The 19,407-nt window shown below is 68.9% G+C and carries 17 protein-coding genes; 15 read left to right on the top strand and 2 right to left on the bottom strand.

The features are described 5' to 3' along the window. Position 1 precedes the first annotated feature (1 nt). The 3 genes from secF (at position 2) to relA (ending at position 4,521) form a co-directional block, all read left to right on the top strand. Entirely contained in the window at positions 2–1,126 is a 1,125-nt protein-coding gene (secF, locus tag AQJ67_RS30635; RefSeq protein ID WP_062722588.1) for a protein translocase subunit SecF, read from the top strand. Beyond that, the gene (locus AQJ67_RS30630; RefSeq protein ID WP_062722587.1) at positions 1,123–1,662 is read left to right on the top strand and encodes an adenine phosphoribosyltransferase; all 540 of its coding nucleotides are present in this window, start codon (positions 1,123–1,125) and stop codon (positions 1,660–1,662) included. Before secF ends, AQJ67_RS30630 begins: the two co-directional genes overlap by 4 nt. 321 nt (positions 1,663–1,983) lie before the next feature. Next, a complete protein-coding gene (gene relA / locus AQJ67_RS30625) occupies positions 1,984–4,521 on the top strand; it encodes a GTP pyrophosphokinase (protein ID WP_062722586.1) in 2,538 nt (845 codons plus the stop codon). Positions 4,522–4,624: 103 nt separating this feature from the next. Here relA and AQJ67_RS30620 read toward each other — a convergent pair whose 3' ends face one another. Beyond that, positions 4,625–5,854 (bottom strand): DUF349 domain-containing protein, encoded by a 1,230-nt coding sequence (locus tag AQJ67_RS30620; RefSeq protein WP_062722585.1) that lies wholly within the window; start codon positions 5,852–5,854, stop codon positions 4,625–4,627. Positions 5,855–5,989: 135 nt separating this feature from the next. Then, entirely contained in the window at positions 5,990–6,808 is an 819-nt protein-coding gene (locus AQJ67_RS30615) for a peptidylprolyl isomerase (protein WP_062722584.1), read from the bottom strand. A 180-nt stretch (positions 6,809–6,988) separates the two neighbouring features. On the opposite strand from AQJ67_RS30615, the gene AQJ67_RS30610 reads away from it, so the two are divergent. From AQJ67_RS30610 to AQJ67_RS30555, 12 genes are all read left to right on the top strand, one after another. Beyond that, positions 6,989–7,699, top strand: a complete 711-nt coding sequence (locus AQJ67_RS30610) for an MBL fold metallo-hydrolase (RefSeq protein WP_062722583.1) — start codon at positions 6,989–6,991, stop codon at positions 7,697–7,699. Between the two features lie 11 nt (positions 7,700–7,710). After that, the gene (hisS, locus tag AQJ67_RS30605; RefSeq protein WP_062722582.1) at positions 7,711–8,973 is read left to right on the top strand and encodes a histidine--tRNA ligase; all 1,263 of its coding nucleotides are present in this window, start codon (positions 7,711–7,713) and stop codon (positions 8,971–8,973) included. Positions 8,974–9,171: 198 nt separating this feature from the next. Next, positions 9,172–9,831, top strand: a complete 660-nt coding sequence (locus AQJ67_RS30600) for a vitamin K epoxide reductase family protein (protein ID WP_062722581.1) — start codon at positions 9,172–9,174, stop codon at positions 9,829–9,831. A 45-nt stretch (positions 9,832–9,876) separates the two neighbouring features. Continuing rightward, complete coding sequence (locus AQJ67_RS30595) at positions 9,877–11,232, top strand: replication-associated recombination protein A (RefSeq protein ID WP_062722580.1); 1,356 nt, start codon at positions 9,877–9,879, stop codon at positions 11,230–11,232. A gap of 310 nt (positions 11,233–11,542) precedes the next feature. Beyond that, a complete protein-coding gene (gene rpsD / locus AQJ67_RS30590; protein WP_062674288.1) occupies positions 11,543–12,157 on the top strand; it encodes a 30S ribosomal protein S4 in 615 nt (204 codons plus the stop codon). Positions 12,158–12,376: 219 nt separating this feature from the next. Then, positions 12,377–12,823, top strand: a complete 447-nt coding sequence (locus AQJ67_RS30585; protein WP_062722579.1) for a DUF948 domain-containing protein — start codon at positions 12,377–12,379, stop codon at positions 12,821–12,823. Positions 12,824–12,831: 8 nt separating this feature from the next. Continuing rightward, positions 12,832–13,182 carry a hypothetical protein gene (locus AQJ67_RS30580; protein WP_062722578.1) on the top strand — a complete coding sequence of 117 codons (351 nt, stop codon included), beginning with the start codon at positions 12,832–12,834 and terminating at the stop codon, positions 13,180–13,182. Next, entirely contained in the window at positions 13,182–15,854 is a 2,673-nt protein-coding gene (gene alaS, locus AQJ67_RS30575) for an alanine--tRNA ligase (protein ID WP_062722577.1), read from the top strand. Before AQJ67_RS30580 ends, alaS begins: the two co-directional genes overlap by 1 nt. A gap of 35 nt (positions 15,855–15,889) precedes the next feature. Continuing rightward, complete coding sequence (ruvX, locus tag AQJ67_RS30570; RefSeq protein WP_062722783.1) at positions 15,890–16,354, top strand: Holliday junction resolvase RuvX; 465 nt, start codon at positions 15,890–15,892, stop codon at positions 16,352–16,354. 124 nt (positions 16,355–16,478) lie between these two features. After that, positions 16,479–18,185 carry an endolytic transglycosylase MltG gene (mltG, locus tag AQJ67_RS30565; RefSeq protein WP_062722576.1) on the top strand — a complete coding sequence of 569 codons (1,707 nt, stop codon included), beginning with the start codon at positions 16,479–16,481 and terminating at the stop codon, positions 18,183–18,185. Next, entirely contained in the window at positions 18,166–19,005 is an 840-nt protein-coding gene (locus tag AQJ67_RS30560) for a shikimate dehydrogenase (RefSeq protein ID WP_062722575.1), read from the top strand. Before mltG ends, AQJ67_RS30560 begins: the two co-directional genes overlap by 20 nt. A 51-nt stretch (positions 19,006–19,056) precedes the next feature. Next, positions 19,057–19,398, top strand: coding sequence for a hypothetical protein (locus AQJ67_RS30555; RefSeq protein WP_062722574.1), 342 nt, complete (start codon positions 19,057–19,059; stop codon positions 19,396–19,398). Positions 19,399–19,407: the final 9 nt, after the last annotated feature.

Genomic DNA, 19,407 nt, shown 5'->3' with positions numbered 1-19,407 from the left:
GATGTCGAAGCTCGGCAACCTCGGCGCCCGACTGCACCGTGGCGAGGTCGGCTACGACTTCGTCGGCAACCGCAAGATCTGGTACGGCCTCTCGATCCTGATCACCATCACGGCCATCGTCGGCCTGGCGGTGCGCGGCCTGAACATGGGCATCGAGTTCCAGGGCGGCGCGGTCTTCAACACCCCGAAGACCAGCGTCTCGGTCTCCCAGGCGCAGGAGTACGCGGAGAAGGCCTCCGGCCACGACGCGATCGTCCAGAAGCTCGGCAGTGGCGACAAGGCGACCCTGCGCATCCAGGTCGCCGGCATCGACACCAAGCAGGCCGACAAGGTCTCGGCGCAGCTGGCCAAGGACCTCGGCGTCGCGGAGAAGGACGTCACCGGCGAGCTCGTCGGCCCCAGCTGGGGTGAGCAGATCGCCAACAAGGCCTGGCAGGGCCTCGGGATCTTCCTGGTCCTCGTGGTGATCTATCTGGCCATCGCGTTCGAGTGGCGCATGGCGCTCGCCGCGTTCGTCGCCCTGATCCACGACATCACCATCACGGTCGGCATCTACGCCCTCGTGGGCTTCGAGGTCACACCGGGCACGGTGATCGGTCTGCTCACGATCCTCGGTTACTCGCTCTACGACACGGTGGTCGTCTTCGACAGCCTCAAGGAGCAGACGAAGGACATCACCAAGCAGACCCGCTGGACCTACAGCGACATCGCCAACAGGTCGATCAACAGCACCCTGGTCCGCTCCATCAACACCACGGTGGTCGCACTGCTGCCGGTGGCGGGCCTGCTCTTCATCGGTGGCGGCTTCCTCGGCGCCGGCATGCTCAACGACATCTCGCTGTCGCTGTTCGTCGGTCTCGCCGCCGGTGCGTACTCCTCGATCTTCATCGCCACGCCGCTCGTCGCCGACCTCAAGGAGCGCGAGCCGCAGATGAAGGCCCTGAAGAAGCGCGTGCTCGCCAAGCGGGCTCAGGCCTCGACCCAGGGCGAGGCGCCGGACGCCCCGGCCGCCGACGAGCCCTTCGACGACGAGCCGGATGACGCCACCCCCGCGGTCGTCGGCCCCCGCAACCAGCCCGCGTCCCGTAACCGGGGCCGCGGCCGCCCGTCCGGGAAGCGCCGATGACCGACATCAAGGAACTCCTGCTCAGCCGGATCCGCGATGTGGCGGACTACCCGGAGCCGGGCGTGATGTTCAAGGACATCACCCCGCTCCTGGCCGACCCGGCGGCGTTCACGGCGCTCACCGACGCACTGGCCGAGATCGCCGCGAACACCGGCGCCACGAAGATCGTCGGCCTGGAGGCCCGCGGCTTCATCCTCGGCGCCCCGGTCGCCGTCCGAGCGGGCCTCGGCTTCATCCCCGTACGCAAGGCGGGCAAGCTCCCCGGAGCGACCCTCAGCCAGGCGTACGACCTGGAGTACGGCTCGGCGGAGATCGAGGTGCATGCCGAGGACCTGGCCGCGGGCGACCGCGTCCTGGTCATCGACGACGTCCTCGCGACGGGCGGCACCGCGGAGGCCTCGATCCAGCTGATCCGCCGCGCGGGCGCCGACGTGGCGGGCCTGGCGGTCCTGATGGAACTGGGCTTCCTGGGCGGCCGAGCCCGCCTGGAACCATCTCTGGCAGGAGCCCCTCTGGAAGCGCTGCTGGTGATCTGAGCGCACGATGATTACGGCCGCCCCGGGAAACCGGGGCGGCCGTTTCGCGCCACTCAAGGGGGCGCGCAGACTCCAAAGGGGGCACGGGGAGCTCCGTAAGGGGCGAGGGGAACTGCGCGACCAGCCACAACGGCGCCAGCAGCCGCCAATGGACCCCAGGCCCCGCCGCTCCAGGCGCTCCGGAATGCCGACGGCAGCCCCTCGCGTTACTCGGGTAGACGGCCCTCACATCGGCCTGAAGGCGATCCTCGGGCGCAGGATCGCTACCATGGGTTCTCCGGAGCCTGACCGGGGGACCCGGATCGCGCACGAGGAGTCCTCTTGCCAGACGAGGCCCAGCACCTGACCGCCGCCAAGCCCGAGTCCGCCTCGGCGCCCGCGGCGAAGCCCGCACCGAACGCGCCGCACGCGAAGAACGACTCGCGCGGGACGGTCGAGCATGCCCAGTCCGCGCCCGTCGACAAGCCGGCCGAGCAGGCCCGGCCCAAGCCTGCCCCACCGGAGCGGCCCGTCAACACGCCCGCGGCCCGCCCGTCCGCCGGCCAGCCCGCCCGCACCGGCTCCTCCAACCGCGTCCGCGCCCGCCTCGCCCGTCTCGGCGTCCAGCGCTCCAACCCGTACAACCCGGTCCTGGAGCCCCTGCTGCGGATAGTCCGCAGCAACGACCCGAAGATCGAGACCGCCACCCTCCGCCAGATCGAGAAGGCCTACCAGGTCGCCGAGCGCTGGCACCGCGGCCAGAAGCGCAAGAGCGGCGACCCGTACATCACGCACCCCCTCGCGGTGACCACGATCCTCGCAGAGCTGGGTATGGATCCGGCCACCCTGATGGCGGGCCTGCTGCACGACACCGTCGAGGACACCGAGTACGGCCTGGACCAGCTCCGCCGCGACTTCGGTGACTCGGTCGCGCTGCTCGTCGACGGCGTCACCAAGCTGGACAAGGTCAAGTTCGGCGAGGCCGCGCAGGCCGAGACCGTGCGCAAGATGGTCGTCGCCATGGCCAAGGACCCGCGCGTCCTGGTCATCAAGCTCGCCGACCGCCTGCACAACATGCGCACCATGCGCTACCTCAAGCGTGAGAAGCAGGAGAAGAAGGCGCGCGAGACGCTGGAGATCTACGCGCCGCTCGCCCACCGCCTCGGCATGAACACCATCAAGTGGGAGCTGGAGGACCTCGCCTTCGCGATCCTCTACCCCAAGATGTACGACGAGATCGTACGGCTGGTGGCCGAGCGGGCACCGAAGCGTGACGAGTATCTGGCCATAGTGACCGACGAGGTCCAGCAGGACCTGCGGGCCGCCCGGATCAAGGCGACCGTCACCGGCCGCCCGAAGCACTACTACAGCGTCTACCAGAAGATGATCGTCCGCGGCCGTGACTTCGCGGAGATCTACGACCTGGTGGGCATCCGCGTCCTCGTGGACACCGTCCGCGACTGCTACGCGGCACTGGGCACCGTCCACGCCCGCTGGAACCCGGTTCCGGGGCGGTTCAAGGACTACATCGCGATGCCCAAGTTCAACATGTACCAGTCGCTGCACACGACGGTCATCGGCCCCAACGGCAAGCCGGTCGAGCTGCAGATCCGCACCTTCGACATGCACCGCCGCGCCGAGTACGGCATCGCCGCGCACTGGAAGTACAAGCAGGAGGCCGTCGCCGGCGCCTCCAAGGTGCGCACCGACGTGCCCAAGGCCGGCAAGGGCAAGGACGACCACCTCAACGACATGGCGTGGCTGCGCCAGTTGCTGGACTGGCAGAAGGAGACCGAGGACCCGGGCGAGTTCCTGGAGTCCCTGCGCTTCGACCTGTCCCGCAACGAGGTCTTCGTCTTCACCCCGAAGGGCGACGTCATAGCGCTCCCGGCCGGGGCCACCCCGGTCGACTTCGCGTACGCCGTCCACACCGAGGTCGGCCACCGCACCATAGGGGCGCGGGTCAACGGCCGCCTCGTACCGCTCGAATCCACCCTGGACAACGGCGACTTGGTGGAGGTCTTCACCTCCAAGGCGGCCGGCGCGGGCCCCTCCCGCGACTGGCTCGGCTTCGTGAAGTCGCCGCGTGCCCGCAACAAGATCCGGGCCTGGTTCTCCAAGGAGCGCCGCGACGAGGCCATCGAGCAGGGCAAGGACGCCATCGTCCGCGCGATGCGCAAGCAGAACCTGCCGATCCAGCGCATCCTGACCGGCGACTCGCTCGTCACCCTCGCGCACGAGATGCGCTACGCCGACATCTCCGCGCTGTACGCGGCGATCGGCGAGGGCCATGTCTCCGCGCAGAACATCGTGCAGAAGCTCGTCCAGGCCCTCGGTGGCGAGGAAGCCGCCACGGAGGAGATCGACGAGTCGGTTCCGCCGGCCCGCGGTCGCAGTCGCAAGCGCCGCTCCAGCGCCGACCCGGGTGTGATCGTCAAGGGCGTCGAGGACGTGTGGGTCAAGCTGGCCCGCTGTTGTACGCCCGTACCCGGCGACCCGATCATCGGCTTCGTCACGCGCGGTAGCGGAGTATCGGTTCACCGCAGCGACTGTGTGAACGTGGAGTCACTGTCCCGCGAGCCCGAGCGCATCCTCGAGGTCGAGTGGGCGCCCACCCAGTCCTCGGTCTTCCTGGTCGCCATCCAGGTCGAGGCCCTGGACCGCTCCCGGCTCCTCTCCGACGTCACCCGGGTCCTGTCCGACCAGCACGTCAACATCCTCTCCGCGGCCGTCCAGACCTCCCGCGACCGCGTCGCCACCTCCCGCTTCACCTTCGAGATGGGCGACCCGAAGCACCTCGGGCACGTCCTGAAGGCGGTCAGGGGAGTGGAGGGCGTGTACGACGTGTACCGCGTGACCTCCGCGCGCAGCCGGTCGTAGGAGCAGCTGGTCGTAGGACGCGCCGAGCCCGTAGGCATACGACGAGAGGGGCCCCGTACCCGAGGTACGGGGCCCCTCTCGTCGCAGCAGGGGTGACGGCCTGTCAGCCGCCGAACTCCTGAAGGCCCTTCAGAGCCTGGTCCAGCAGCTCCTGGCTCCGCTCCAGCTCACCCTCCAGCTTGTCAGCCCGCGCGTTGTTGCCCTGGGCGCGTGCCTGCTCGATCTGGCCCTTGAGCTTGTCCACAGCGGCCTGGAACTGGCCGGTCATCCCCTCGGCACGCGCGCGTGCCTCCGGGTTGGTCCGGCGCCACTCGGAGTCCTCGGCCTCCTGGATGGCCCGCTCGACGGCGTGCATCCGGCCCTCCACCTTGGGCCGCGCGTCGCGCGGCACATGGCCGATGGCCTCCCAGCGCTCGTTGATCGAGCGGAAGGCGGCACGCGTGCCCTTCAGGTCGCCGATCGGCAGGAGCTTCTCGGCCTCCTCGGCCAGCTCCTCCTTCAGCTTCAGGTTCTCGGCCTGCTCGGCGTCGCGCTCGGCGAAGACCGAGCTGCGGGCCGCGAAGAAGATGTCCTGGGCGCCGCGGAAGCGGTTCCACAGGTCGTCCTCGTGCTCGCGCTGGGCGCGCCCCGCGGCCTTCCACTCCGACATCAGATCGCGGTAGCGGGCCGCCGTCGGACCCCAGTCGGTCGACCCGGACAGCGCCTCGGCCTCGCCGACCAGCCGCTCCTTGGTCTTGCGGGCCTCCTCGCGCTGCGCGTCCAGCTGCGCGAAGTGCGCCTTGCGGCGCTTGGAGAACGCCGACCGGGCGTGCGAGAAGCGGTGCCACAGCTCGTCGTCCGACTTGCGGTCGAGCCGCGGCAGACCCTTCCACGTGTCCACCAGGGCCCGCAGCCGCTCACCGGCGGCCCGCCACTGGTCGGACTGCGCCAGCTCCTCGGCCTCGGTGACCAGCGCCTCCTTGGCGTGCCGCGCCTCGTCCGACTGCTTCGCCCGCTGCTGCTTGCGCTCCTCGCGCCGCTTCTCGACCGTCTCGACGAGCTTGTCCAGCCGGGTCTTCAGGGCGTCCAGATCGCCGACCGCGTGGTGCGCGTCGACCTGCTCGCGAATGTGGTCGATCGCGATCTGCGCGTCCTTCGCCGACAGGTCGGTGGTCTTCACTCGCTTCTCGAGGAGGCCGATCTCGACAACCAGGCCCTCGTACTTGCGCTCGAAATAGGCCAGCGCCTCTTCAGGAGTGCCTGCCTGCCAAGAACCGACAACCTGCTCGCCGTCGGCCGTACGCACGTACACGGTCCCCGTCTCGTCGACGCGGCCCCACGGGTCGCTGCTCACAGCGCCTCCTCCACATGATGCCTGCGAGGGGCTTCTGTTCCCCCGGGCATCGTCCACAGTTTCGTCACGGCCAACATAGGCGACCGGCGGGTTGCCTGTCCGCATCCCGCGCGACCGAAATTTCGCAGTTGGCGGTCAGGATTTGGTGACCGTCGCCTTGTCGATGACCACCGTCGCGTTGGGCGCCCCGTCGCCCTGGCCGGTGCTCTCGCCGGCGTCGGCAATCTTCTTGAGTACCTTCATGCCGGATTCGGAAACGGTACCGAACGGTGTGTAGCTGGGCGGCAGCTGACTGTCCTGGTACACGAGGAAGAACTGGCTGCCGCCGGAGTGCTTCTGGCCGGTGTTCGCCATCGCCACGGTGCCCGCGGGATAGATGTTGTTCTTGAGGCTTTTGTCCTTCAGGTTCTCGTCCGGAATCGTGTACCCGGGACCGCCCGTTCCGGTACCCGTCGGGTCACCGCACTGCAGCACGTAGATGCCGTTGGTGGTGAGCCGGTGGCACTTGGAATGGTCGAAGTAGCCCTTGCCGGCGAGGAAGTCGAACGAGTTCACGGTGTGCGGCGCTGCCGACGCCTTGAGCGCGATGTCTATGTCACCGCACGTCGTCGCGAGCTTCATCGTGTACCTGGCCGACTTGTCGACCGTCAGCTCCGGCTCCTTCTTCCAGGTCGCCGTCTTGACCTTGCCCTCGGCGGGCTTCTCGCACGGGTCCGGAGCCTTGCTGGGTGTCGCGCTGGGCGTGACCTCCGCGCCCGCGTTCTCCTTGGCGTCGTCCTTCTTGAGGACTCCGGTCGTGTACAGCGCGAGGCTGCCGATGACGACGACGCCGAGCACCGACGCAATCACCGAGTTGCGCATGCGTGCCTTGCGCCGGGCGGACGTACGCCGCTGCTGCTGCCGCAAGAACTTCTCCCGGGAGAGCTGACGCCGCCGCTGTTCCTGGCTGACCACCGGGTTCTCTCCTCATGCGTCGTGTGTGTCGACCGGTACGCGTGCGTCCGGTGAGCCGACTGCCTGCGTGTGCCCCGTACCGTATATGGGTTCGCTGAGAAATCGGCAGCGCCGGTAGGCTCTGACCACAGGCGGAGCCCGCCGACAAACCACTCGTGTCGACACAAACGAAGGACGATCGTGCTCATTGCCGGGTTCCCCGCCGGGGCCTGGGGGACGAACTGTTATCTCGTCGCCCCCGCCGCCGGCGAGGAGTGCGTGATCATCGACCCGGGCCACGAAGCGGCCCCCGGAGTCGAGGAAGCACTGAAGAAGCATCGGCTCAAGCCCGTCGCCGTCGTCCTCACCCACGGCCACCTCGACCACGTGGCCTCGGTCGTCCCGGTGTGCGGCGCGCACGACGTGTCGGCCTGGATCCACCCCGAGGACCGGTACATGATGAGCGACCCCGAGAAGGCGCTCGGCCGTTCCATCGGGATGCATCTGATGGGCGAGCTGACCATCGGGGAGCCGGACGACGTCAAGGAGCTGACGGACGGCGCGAAGCTGGAGCTGGCGGGGATGGAGCTCTCCGTCGCGCACGCGCCGGGCCATACCAGGGGGTCGGTGACCTTCGGCCTGCCCGAGGCGGCGGACATCCCGCCGATCCTGTTCTCGGGCGACCTGCTGTTCGCCGGCTCCATCGGACGCACCGACCTGCCCGGCGGCGACATGGCCGAGATGCTCGACTCGCTGGCCCGCGTGTGCCTGCCGCTCGACGACTCGACCGTGGTGCTGTCCGGCCACGGCCCCCAGACGACCATCGGCCAGGAGCGCGCCACCAACCCCTATCTGCGGCAGGTGGCCGCCGGCCCGGGAGCCGACGTGAACGCTCCCCGACGAGGAATGTGACGAGACCTTCCGTGAGCACCTTCAAGGCCCCCAAGGGCACGTACGACCTGATCCCGCCGGACTCCGCCAGGTACCTGGCGGTCCGCGAGGCGCTCGCCGCCCCGCTGCGCAACTCCGGCTACGGCTACATCGAGACGCCCGGCTTCGAGAGCGTCGAGCTGTTCGCGCGCGGTGTCGGCGAGTCCACCGACATCGTGACCAAGGAGATGTACGCCTTCGAGACCAAGGGCGGCGACCAGCTGGCCCTGCGCCCCGAGGGCACGGCCTCGGTCCTGCGCGCCGCCCTGGAGGCCAACCTGCACAAGGCGGGCAACCTCCCGGTCAAGCTCTGGTACTCGGGCTCGTACTACCGCTACGAGCGTCCCCAGAAGGGCCGTTACCGGCACTTCTCCCAGGTCGGCGCCGAGGCGATCGGTGCCGAGGACCCGGCGCTGGACGCCGAGTTGATCATTCTGGCCGACCAGGCGTACCGCTCGCTGGGTCTGAGCGACTTCCGGATCCTGCTGAACAGCCTGGGCGACCAGGAGTGCCGCCCGGTCTACCGGGCCGCGCTCCAGGACTTCCTGCGCGGCCTGGACCTGGACGAGGACACCCTGCGCCGCGCGGAGATCAACCCGCTGCGCGTCCTCGACGACAAGCGCGAGTCGGTCCAGAAGCAGCTGGGCGACGCCCCGCTCCTGCGCGACTACCTCTGCGACGCCTGCAAGACGTACCACGAGGAGGTCCGCGAGCTGATCACGGCGGCCGGCGTCTCCTTCGAGGACGATCCGAAGCTGGTGCGCGGCCTGGACTACTACACGCGTACCACCTTCGAGTTCGTCCACGACGGTCTGGGCTCCCAGTCCGCGGTGGGCGGTGGCGGCCGCTACGACGGCCTGTCGGAGATGATCGGCGGCCCCGCGCTGCCGTCCGTCGGCTGGGCCCTCGGCGTCGACCGCACGGTCCTGGCGCTGGAGGCGGAGGGCGTCGAGCTCGAACTCCCCTCCACGACCAGCGTGTTCGCCGTCCCGCTCGGCGAGGAGGCGCGCCGGGTCCTCTTCGCGAAGGTCACCGAGCTGCGCAAGGTCGGCATCGCGGCCGACTTCTCCTTCGGCGGCAAGGGCCTCAAGGGCGCCATGAAGAACGCCAACCGCAGTGGCGCCCGTTACACGATCGTCGCCGGTGAGCGCGACCTCGCCGAAGGCGTCGTCCAGCTCAAGGACATGGAGTCCGGTGAGCAGGCGGCCGTCGGCGTCAACGAGATCGTGGCGGAGCTGGAAGCCCGACTGGGCTGATTTCCGGAGCGCTGAATTCCGAGGAGCGGGGGCCTGCCGGTCCCCGCTCTTCGCAGTTCCGACGGTGTCCTGAACCGAATGCCTTTACCCACTCGCGGGCTTTTGCTTATGCCCTACGAACGGCGGACACGCGGCTGTGTACGGCACAATGTGCCGTGCCCGGAGAAGGTCCAACTCTCAAGTGACGGAATCGGCGTGATGAGCAAGACGACAGTCAAAGACGTCTCCACCGAGCCCGAGCGGGAGCCTGCCGAAGCGCCGCCGCAACTGCTGGGCGGCAGCCGCGCGTTCGCTCTGCTGCTGGTGATCACCGGCGCGGCCGGACTGCTCGCCGCGTGGGTCATCACGATCGACAAGTTCAAGATCCTCGAAGCCAAGATCGCGGGGACGACCTTCACCCCCGGGTGCAGCCTCAACCCGATCGTGTCCTGCGGCAGCGTCATGCAGAGCAAGCAGGCGGCCGTCTTCGGCTTCCCCAACCCCATGCTCGGCCTCGTCTGCTACGGCATCGTCATCTGCGTCGGCATGAGCCTGCTCGCCCGCGCCCGCTTCCCGCGCTGGTACTGGCTGACCTTCAACTTCGGCACCCTCTTCGGCGTCGCCTTCTGCACCTGGCTGATGTACCAGTCGCTGTACAACATCGGCGCGCTCTGCCTGTGGTGCTCGCTGGCCTGGGCGGCCACGCTCACCATGTTCTGGTACGTGACCTCCTTCAACGTCCGCAACGGCTTCCTGCCCGCCCCGCGCCCGCTGAAGAACTTCCTCGCCGAGTTCACCTGGGTGCTCCCGGTCACGCACTGCGGCGTCATCGCCATGCTGATCCTGACCCGCTGGGGCAGCCAGCTCTGGGCCGCCTGACCCGCTCCGAGCCCGATGTCAGTGCGGTGATTTAGGGTTGCCGACGTGGAGCCCGACCTGTTCACCGCCGCCGCAGAAGAACGCCAGGAGAAGGACCCCGCGGGGAGTCCCCTGGCGGTGCGCATGCGCCCGCGCACCCTGGACGAGGTCGTGGGCCAGCAACACCTGCTGAAGCCGGGCTCGCCCCTGCGCAGGCTGGTCGGAGAGTCCGGCGGCGGCCCCGCCGGACCGTCCTCGGTGATCCTCTGGGGCCCGCCCGGCACCGGCAAGACCACCTTGGCGTACGTCGTCTCCAAGGCCACCAACAAGCGCTTCGTCGAGCTCTCCGCCATCACCGCCGGCGTCAAGGAGGTCCGCGCGGTCATCGAGGGCGCCCGCCGCGCCACCGGCGGCTACGGCAAGGAGACCGTCCTCTTCCTCGACGAGATCCACCGCTTCAGCAAGGCCCAGCAGGACTCCCTCCTCCCGGCCGTGGAGAACCGCTGGGTGACCCTGATCGCGGCGACCACCGAGAACCCGTACTTCTCGATCATCTCCCCGCTGCTGTCCCGCTCCCTCCTGCTCACCCTCGAACCCCTCACCGACGACGACGTCAGAGGCCTGCTGCGGCGGGCGCTCGGCGACGAGCGCGGGCTGAAGGACGCCGTGGGCCTCCCCGAGGACACCGAGGAACACCTGCTGCGGATCGCCGGCGGCGACGCCCGTCGCGCGCTGACGGCCCTGGAGGCCGCGGCCGGTGCCGCTCTTGACCAGGGCGAGGCCGAGGTCAGCCTCCAGACGCTGGAGCAGACCGTCGACCGCGCGGCCGTGAAGTACGACCGCGACGGCGACCAGCACTACGACGTCGCCAGTGCCCTCATCAAGTCCATCAGGGGCTCCGACGTCGACGCCGCACTGCACTACCTGGCCCGGATGATCGAGGCCGGCGAGGATCCCCGCTTCATCGCCCGCCGCCTGATGATCTCCGCCAGCGAGGACATCGGCCTCGCCGACCCCAACGCGCTGCCGATCGCGGTCGCCGCCGCCCAGGCCGTCGCCATGATCGGCTTCCCCGAGGCCGCCCTCACCCTCAGCCACGCCACCATCGCCCTCGCCCTCGCACCGAAGTCCAACGCCGCGACGACCGCGATCGGCGCCGCCCTGGAAGACGTACGCAAGGGACTGGCCGGTCCCGTGCCGCCGCACCTGCGTGACGGGCACTACAAGGGCGCCGCCAAGCTCGGCCACGCCCAGGGGTACGTGTATCCCCACGACCTGCCCGAGGGCATCGCCGAGCAGCAGTACGCGCCGGACGCCCTCAAGGACCGCGAGTACTACACCCCGACCCGGCACGGATCGGAGGCGCGGTACGCGGACGCCGTGGAGTGGACCAGGAAACACCTCGGTCGCAAGCGGTCCTGAGCACCCTGTAAACTTCCCCGAAGTGCTGTGTCCCGTGCTGTCAGAACGGGACGGTCAGCCGGAGCCGGTCCAGGACCCAGTCCCCGGATCGACTCCAGGAGCGTCGCGCACCGTCGAACGGTGTCGCGGGCAGCCCACCACCACTCGTCGTACGACGGGACCGGTCGGTGGGCCACTCGCGTGCTGCACGTATGTGCCCAGACCAGGGGAGCGGCTGCCCACCCCGTCCATGCGGGCGAGGAGGGTTTCCCCGGCTGCGGATGCGACCTCCCTCAACCCTGACGAGCCGAACACTGAGAAATGAGAGATTGTGGCGAACCAGTCCCGCCCCAAGGTCAAGAAGTCGCGTGCCCTCGGCATCGCCCTGACCCCGAAGGCCGTCAAGTACTTCGAGGCCCGTCCCTACCCGCCGGGTGAGCACGGCCGTGGCCGCAAGCAGAACTCGGACTACAAGGTCCGTCTGCTGGAGAAGCAGCGTCTGCGCGCGCAGTACGACGTGTCCGAGCGTCAGCTCGTCCGCGCCTACGAGCGTGCCTCCAAGGTTCAGGGCAAGACCGGTGAGGCCCTGATCATCGAGCTCGAGCGCCGTCTCGACGCCTTGGTCCTGCGTTCGGGCATCGCCCGCACCATCTACCAGGCCCGTCAGATGGTCGTGCACGGCCACATCGAGGTCAACGGCCAGAAGGTCGACAAGCCGTCCTTCCGCGTCAAGCCCGACGACGTCGTGATGGTCCGTGAGCGCAGCCGCGAGAAGACCCTCTTCTCCATCGCCCGTGAGGGTGGCTTCGCCCCCGAGGGTGAGACCCCGCGCTACCTCCAGGTGAACCTCAAGGCCCTGGCGTTCCGCCTGGACCGTGAGCCGAACCGCAAGGAGATCCCGGTGATCTGCGACGAGCAGCTCGTCGTCGAGTACTACGCCCGTTGATCCCTCGACGGTCGTAGGACTTCCGCGCCTGAAGCCCGTCGTCTCCCCGCCCTTCCGGGTGGGCGGGGCGGCGGGCTTTCGCATGCCGGTAATGCGGTACGGAGCGCCGGGTCCGGCGCGATAGGCTCAACCTCGGAACCAGGTTCAATACGAGGTTCGATACGAGGTTCAGAACCAGGTTCAATGACAGGTTCCACCACTTCAGGGAGCGGGTGCACAGTGTCCGGTGGAGAGGTTGCCGGGATCCTGGTGGCCGTCTTCTGGGCGATTCTGGTCTCCTTCCTCGCCGTCGCGCTGGCGAGGCTGGCCCAGACGCTCAAGGCGACCACCAAGCTCGTCGCGGACGTGACCGACCAGGCCGTCCCGCTCCTGGCAGAGGCCTCCACGGCGGTGCGCTCCGCGCAGACCCAGATCGACCGGGTCGACGCGATTGCCTCCGACGTCCAGGAGGTCACCTCGAACGCCTCCGCCCTGTCGACCACCGTCGCCTCCACCTTCGGCGGCCCCCTCGTCAAGATCGCGGCCTTCGGCTACGGCGTGCGCCGGGCCCTCGGCGGCAGCAAGGACGACGTGCCCGCCAAAGAGGCCCGGCGTACCGTGATCGTGGGCCGCACGGTTCCGGCCGCGCGACGGGACAAGCGAAACCTCCGCGGAAAGAGGGACTGAGACCCAGCATGTTCCGCCGTACGTTCTGGTTCACCACGGGCGTCGCCGCCGGTGTGTGGGCCACCACCAAGGTCAACCGGAAGCTGAAGCAGCTGACCCCCGAAAGCCTCGCCGCGACCGCGACGAACAAGGCGATCGAGGCGGGTCACCGGCTCAAGGACCGCGCGGTGGGCTTCGCGCTCGACGTCCGCGACAACATGGCCCAGCGTGAGGAGGAACTGGGCGACGCGCTCGGGCTCAACACCCCCGTCGACCAGGAACTCCCCGCACCCCGGCGGTTCGCCGCCATCGAGAACCGCAACAACCCGAAGTACGTCGACAGGACGACGTACTCGTACAACCGAAACGAGGACCACTGATGGAGTCGGCCGAGATTCGCCGCCGCTGGCTGAGCTTCTTCGAGGAGCGCGGGCACACCGTCGTCCCTTCGGCGTCGCTCATCGCGGACGACCCGACTCTGCTCCTCGTCCCGGCCGGCATGGTGCCCTTCAAGCCCTACTTCCTGGGTGAGGTCAAGCCGCCCTTCGACCGTGCCACCAGCGTCCAGAAGTGCGTGCGCACGCCGGACATCGAAGAGGTCGGCAAGACCACCCGGCACGGCACGTTCTTCCAGATGTGCGGCAACTTCTCCTTCGGCGACTACTTCAAGGAAGGCGCCATCAAGTACGCCTGGGAGCTGCTCACCAGCCCCCAGGACAAGGGTGGTTACGGCCTGGAGCCGGAGAAGCTCTGGATCACCGTCTACAAGGACGACGACGAGGCCGAGCGCATCTGGCACGACGTCGTCGGCGTGCCGAAGGAGCGCATCCAGCGTCTCGGCATGAAGGACAACTACTGGTCCATGGGCGTCCCCGGCCCCTGCGGACCCTGCTCCGAGATCAACTACGACCGCGGCCCCGAGTTCGGCGTCGAGGGCGGCCCCGCCGTCAACGACGAGCGGTACGTGGAGATCTGGAACCTCGTCTTCATGCAGTACGAGCGGGGCGCCGGCATCGGCAAGGACAACTTCGAGATCCTCGGCGAGCTCCCGAGCAAGAACATCGACACAGGCCTCGGCCTGGAGCGACTCGCGATGATTCTGCAGGGCGTGCAGAACATGTACGAGATCGACACCTCCATGGCCGTCATCAAGAAGGCCACCGAGCTGACCGGTGTCGCCTACGGCGACGCCCACGCCTCGGACGTGTCCCTTCGCGTGGTCACCGACCACATGCGTACGTCCGTGATGCTCATCGGCGACGGTGTGACGCCCGGCAACGAGGGCCGCGGTTACGTCCTGCGCCGCATCATGCGCCGCGCCATCCGCAACATGCGTCTGCTCGGTGCCACCGGTCCGGTCGTCCAGGACCTCATCGACGTCGTCATCGGCATGATGGGCCAGCAGTACCCGGAGCTCATCACCGACCGCGAGCGCATCGAGAAGGTCGCCCTCGCCGAGGAGAACGCCTTCCTCAAGACGCTGAAGGCCGGCACCAACATCCTCGACACCGCCGTCTCCGACACCAAGGCCGCGGGCTCCACCGTGCTGGCCGGCGACAAGGCCTTCCTGCTCCACGACACCTGGGGCTTCCCGATCGACCTCACCCTGGAGATGGCCGCCGAGCAGGGGCTGTCCGTGGACGAGGACGGCTTCCGGCGCCTGATGAAGGAGCAGCGGGAGCGCGCCAAGGCCGACGCCCAGGCCAAGAAGACCGGTCACGCCGGCGCCGGTGCCTACCGGGAGATCGCCGACAAGGTCGGCGAGACCGAGTTCATCGGCTACGGCGACACCGAGGGCGAGTCCACGATCGTCGGCATCCTCGTCGACGGCGCCTCCTCCCCGGCCGCGACCGAGGGCGACGAGGTCGAGATCGTCCTCGACCGCACCCCGTTCTACGCCGAGGGCGGCGGTCAGATCGGTGACACCGGCCGGATCAAGGTCGACACCGGTGCCGTCATCGAGGTCCGCGACTGCCAGAAGCCGGTGCCTGGCGTCTACGTCCACAAGGGCGTCGTGCAGGTCGGTGAGGTGACGGTCGGTGCCAAGGCCCACGCCTCCATCGACTCGCTGCGCCGCCGGGCCATCGCCCGCGCCCACTCGGCCACCCACCTCACCCACCAGGCGCTGCGCGACGCGCTCGGCCCGACGGCCGCCCAGGCCGGTTCCGAGAACCAGCCCGGCCGCTTCCGCTTCGACTTCGGTTCGCCGTCCGCCGTTCCGACGGCCGTGATGACCGACGTCGAGCAGAAGATCAACGAGGTGCTCGCCCGCGACCTGGACGTGCACGCCGAGGTCATGGGCATCGACGAGGCCAAGAAGCAGGGCGCCATCGCCGAGTTCGGCGAGAAGTACGGCGAGCGGGTCCGTGTGGTGACCATCGGCGACTTCTCCAAGGAGCTGTGCGGCGGCACGCACGTCCACAACACCGCCCAGCTCGGCCTGGTCAAGCTGCTCGGCGAGTCGTCCATCGGTTCCGGTGTGCGCCGGATCGAGGCCCTCGTCGGCGTGGACGCCTACAACTTCCTGGCCCGTGAGCACACGGTCGTCGCCCAGCTCCAGGAGCTGATCAAGGGCCGTCCGGAGGAGCTCCCGGAGAAGGTCTCCGCCATGCTCGGCAAGTTGAAGGACGCCGAGAAGGAGATCGAGAAGTTCCGCGCCGAGAAGGTGCTCCAGGCCGCCGCCGGTCTCGCCGAGTCCGCCAAGGACGTACGCGGTATCGCCGTCGTCACCGGCCAGGTCCCGGACGGCACCACGGCCGACGACCTGCGCAAGCTGGTCCTCGACGTGCGCGGCCGCATCCAGGGCGGACGCGCCGCCGTGGTCGCCCTGTTCACGGTGAACAACGGCAAGCCGCTCACGGTCATCGCCACCAACGAGCCCGCCCGCGAGCGTGGACTCAAGGCCGGTGACCTGGTCCGTACGGCCGCCAAGACCCTCGGCGGCGGCGGTGGCGGCAAGCCGGACGTCGCCCAGGGCGGCGGCCAGAACCCGGCCGCCGTCGGCGAGGCCGTCGACGCCGTCGAGCGGCTCGTGACGGAAACGGCCAAGTGAGCGACGGCACACCCGCAGGTGGCGACGGCCCGGGCATGCGCCGGGGCCGTCGCCTCGCGATCGACGTCGGCGACGCCCGCATCGGCGTCGCCTCGTGCGACCCCGACGGGATCCTCGCCACCCCGGTGGAGACGGTCCCGGGCCGGGACGTCCCCGCAGCCCACCGCCGCCTGCGGCAACTCGTCGAGGAGTACGAGCCGATCGAGGTCGTCGTCGGTCTGCCTCGCTCCCTCAAGGGGGGCGAGGGCCCGGCCGCGGTCAAGGTCAGGGGCTTCGCCCAGGAACTGGCACGCATGATCGCGCCCGTACCGGTCAGGCTCGTGGATGAGCGGATGACAACCGTGACGGCCAGTCAGGGACTGCGCGCCTCGGGGGTGAGGTCGAAGAAGGGCCGGTCGGTGATCGACCAGGCGGCCGCTGTGATCATTCTGCAGCAGGCGCTCGAATCCGAACGGGTGTCAGGTAAAGCACCCGGAGAGAGCGTCGAAGTGGTTATCTGATCGCGATACGGTAACGTTCCGCGCGATGCGCCGGTGTTCGAACAGCTGGCGCACAAAGAGAGGCGGGACGGGAACCGGATCTTCAGCAGCCGCGTGACCGCCGCCTCGCGGCTCTAGGGGATCGATGACTGAGTATGGCCGGGGCCCAGGCTCCGAACCGTGGCATCCCGAGGACCCGTTGTACGGGGACGGGGGATGGGAAGGGCAGCAGGCCCATTCGGGTCAGCAGGCTGCCTACGGCGGCCAGCCGCAGCACTATCCGGAGCAGCCGCAGCAGCCGCAGCACTACGGCGACTGGGGCAACGGCCAGCAGGCCGCATACGGTCAGGCGCAGCAGTACCAGCAGGGTCAGCAGTACCCGGAGCAGGGCCAGCAGTACGCCCAGCAATACGAGCAGCAGCACTACGCGGGCCAGGGCCAGCAGTCGTACGACCACAACGGCTGGGCCGACGGCGCCCAGCAGCACGTCCAGTACCCCGGCCCCGCGGACCCGTACGGGCAGCAGCCCGCGGGGTACGGCGGTGAGCAGCCCGACTACTACGGCACGCCCGAGGCGTACCCGCCGCCGGAGCCGCCGAGCCGTCGGCAGGCCGAGCCGGAGCCGCCCCAAACCGACTGGGATCCTGGGCCTGACCAGGGTGAACATGCCTTCTTTGCCGGTGGCGGCGACGATGACGAGGACGACTCCGACGACGGGTCGGGAAGCGGCCGCGGCCGCGGTGACCGCAAGGGCCGGGGCGGAAAGCCCAAGAAGCGGCGCAGCGGGATGGCCTGTCTGGTGGTCGCGCTGATCTTCGGCGGAGGCGTCGCCGGAGTCGGATATTTCGGCTATCAGTTTTACCAGGATCGTTTCGGCGACGCCCCGGACTACGCGGGTGACGGCACGAGCGAGACGGTCACCGTCGAGATCCCCAAGGGCGCGTTCGGCTCCGAGATCGGTCAGCGGCTGAAGGCGGCCGGGGTCGTGAAGAGCGTCGACGCGTTCGTCGCCGCCCAGCAGCAGAACGAAGACGGGGACAAGATCCAGGCGGGCGCCTATCTGCTGAAGAAGCAGATGTCCGCAGCGGCCGCCGTCGAGATGATGCTCAGCCCCGAGAGCCAGAACAACGTGCTGGTCAGGCCGGGCGAGCGCAATCTGAGCGTCTACAAGACGATCGACGAAAAACTGGAACTGCCGTCCGGCACCACCGAAAAGGTCGCCGAGAAGAAATACAAGAGCCTCGGACTTCCGAGCTGGGCGAACAGCAACGACGAGATCAAGGACCCGCTGGAGGGTTTCCTCTATCCGGGCACCTATCCCGCGGCGAAGGGCATGAAGCCGGAAGCCGTCCTGAAGGGAATGGTCACCGAGGCCGCCGACAAGTACGAGGCGCTCAACCTGGAGAGCAAGGCCAAGGCACTCAAGCTGGACAACCCGCTGCAGGTCATCACGGTCGCCAGCCTTGTCCAGGCCGAGGGCAAGACCGAAGACGACTACCGCAAGATGGCGGAAGTGGTCTACAACCGCCTCGACCTCGCGAACCCCGAGACCTACGGCGCCCTCCAGTTCGACTCGACCTTCAACTACCTGAAGGGTCAGAGCAACATCGACATCAGCGAGTCGGAGATCAAGAGCAACTCCGACCCGTACAACACCTACTACCACAAGGGTCTGCCGCCCGGCCCGATCGGAAACCCGGGCGATGGCGCGTTGAAGGGCGCGCTCAATCCGACCGACCAGGGTTGGTACTACTTCGTGGCGACCGACGGCGTGAACAAGACAGAATTCGCCAAGACCCACGATGATTTCCTGAAGCTCAAGGACAAGTTCAATGAGAGCAGGGGCAACTGACGCCCGCCGGGCCGCCGTTCTCGGTTCGCCCATCGCCCACTCCCTCTCCCCGGTGCTGCACCGCGCCGCCTACGAGGAGCTCGGGCTCACGGGCTGGTCGTACGACCGGTTCGAGGTCGACGAGGCCGCTCTGCCCGGGTTCCTGAAGGAACTCGGGCCGGAGTGGGCCGGCCTGTCGCTGACCATGCCGCTCAAACGGGCCGTCATCCCGCTGCTCGACGAGATCAGCGAGACGGCGGCCTCCGTCGAGGCGGTCAACACCGTCGTCCTCGGCGAGGACGGCCGACGCGTCGGCGACAACACCGACATCCCCGGGATGGTCGCCGCGCTGCGCGAGCGCGGCATCGAACAGGTCGACTCGGCCGCCATCCTCGGCGCCGGCGCCACGGCGTCCTCCGCGCTGGCCGCGCTCGCGCGCGTCTGCACCGGTGAGGTCGTGGCGTACGTACGCAGCGAGGCCCGCGCCGCCGAGATGCGGCAGTGGGGCGAGCGCCTCGACGTCGACATCCGTACGGCGGACTGGGCCGAGGCGGACCAGGCGCTGCGCGCCCCGCTGGTGATCGCGACCACCCCGGCCGGTACGACGGACGCCCTCGCCGCTGCCGTACCGGAGCGCCCCGCCACCCTGTTCGACGTGCTCTACGACCCCTGGCCGACCGCTCTCGCGGCGCGCTGGTCCATGTACGGCGGAGCCGTCGTCAGCGGCCTCGACCTGCTGGTGCACCAGGCGGTCCTCCAGGTGGAGCAGATGACCGGCCGCGCCCCCGCGCCCGTCGAGGCCATGCGAAAAGCGGGAGAGCGCGCTCTCGCGGCCCGCTAGGATCCGCTGAGTTCCGCAGGGGGCGGAGAAGAACTGGGGGGAGTACCAGACGTGACCACTGGTGTGCCGTTGGCGTCCGGCAAGGGCGAGATATTCCAGGTCGTCCTGCAGTTCATGCCGGACTGGGTGCAGATCCCCGTGCTGGTCCTGATCGTGCTGCTCGTCGTGGGGTCGTGGGGCTTCAAGCTGAAGCGCAGGATCGATCGTCGGCGTGCGGCGCGCGCGGGACAGGCCGTCCAGGTGACGGCACAGCACGGGCAGGGGCGGGGCGCCGACTACCTGGGGCCGTACGCGCCCCAGCAGGCCGCGCCGCAGCCCGCGCAGCAGCCGAGCGGTGCCGATTTCCTCGGCGCGTACGCGCCGCAGCAGCGTCAGGGCAACGGCCCGGCGTGATCCGCTGCG

The organism is Streptomyces caeruleatus, from assembly GCF_001514235.1.
Classification (GTDB): Bacteria; Actinomycetota; Actinomycetes; order Streptomycetales; family Streptomycetaceae; genus Streptomyces; species Streptomyces caeruleatus.
The sequence above is the reverse complement of the archived record's forward strand: the minus strand, read 5'-3'. Positions and strand labels throughout refer to the sequence as shown.

What these genes read in the sequence shown, in the direction of transcription:
- secF (WP_062722588.1), top strand. Translation starts at nt 2, where the DNA reads ATGTCGAAGCTCGGCAACCTCGGCGCCCGACTGCACCGTGGCGAGGTC.
- AQJ67_RS30630 (WP_062722587.1), top strand. Translation starts at nt 1,123, where the DNA reads ATGACCGACATCAAGGAACTCCTGCTCAGCCGGATCCGCGATGTGGCG.
- AQJ67_RS30600 (WP_062722581.1), top strand. Translation starts at nt 9,172, where the DNA reads ATGAGCAAGACGACAGTCAAAGACGTCTCCACCGAGCCCGAGCGGGAG.
- AQJ67_RS30580 (WP_062722578.1), top strand. Translation starts at nt 12,832, where the DNA reads ATGTTCCGCCGTACGTTCTGGTTCACCACGGGCGTCGCCGCCGGTGTG.
- alaS (WP_062722577.1), top strand. Translation starts at nt 13,182, where the DNA reads ATGGAGTCGGCCGAGATTCGCCGCCGCTGGCTGAGCTTCTTCGAGGAG.
- ruvX (WP_062722783.1), top strand. Translation starts at nt 15,890, where the DNA reads ATGCGCCGGGGCCGTCGCCTCGCGATCGACGTCGGCGACGCCCGCATC.
- mltG (WP_062722576.1), top strand. Translation starts at nt 16,479, where the DNA reads ATGACTGAGTATGGCCGGGGCCCAGGCTCCGAACCGTGGCATCCCGAG.
- AQJ67_RS30560 (WP_062722575.1), top strand. Translation starts at nt 18,166, where the DNA reads ATGAGAGCAGGGGCAACTGACGCCCGCCGGGCCGCCGTTCTCGGTTCG.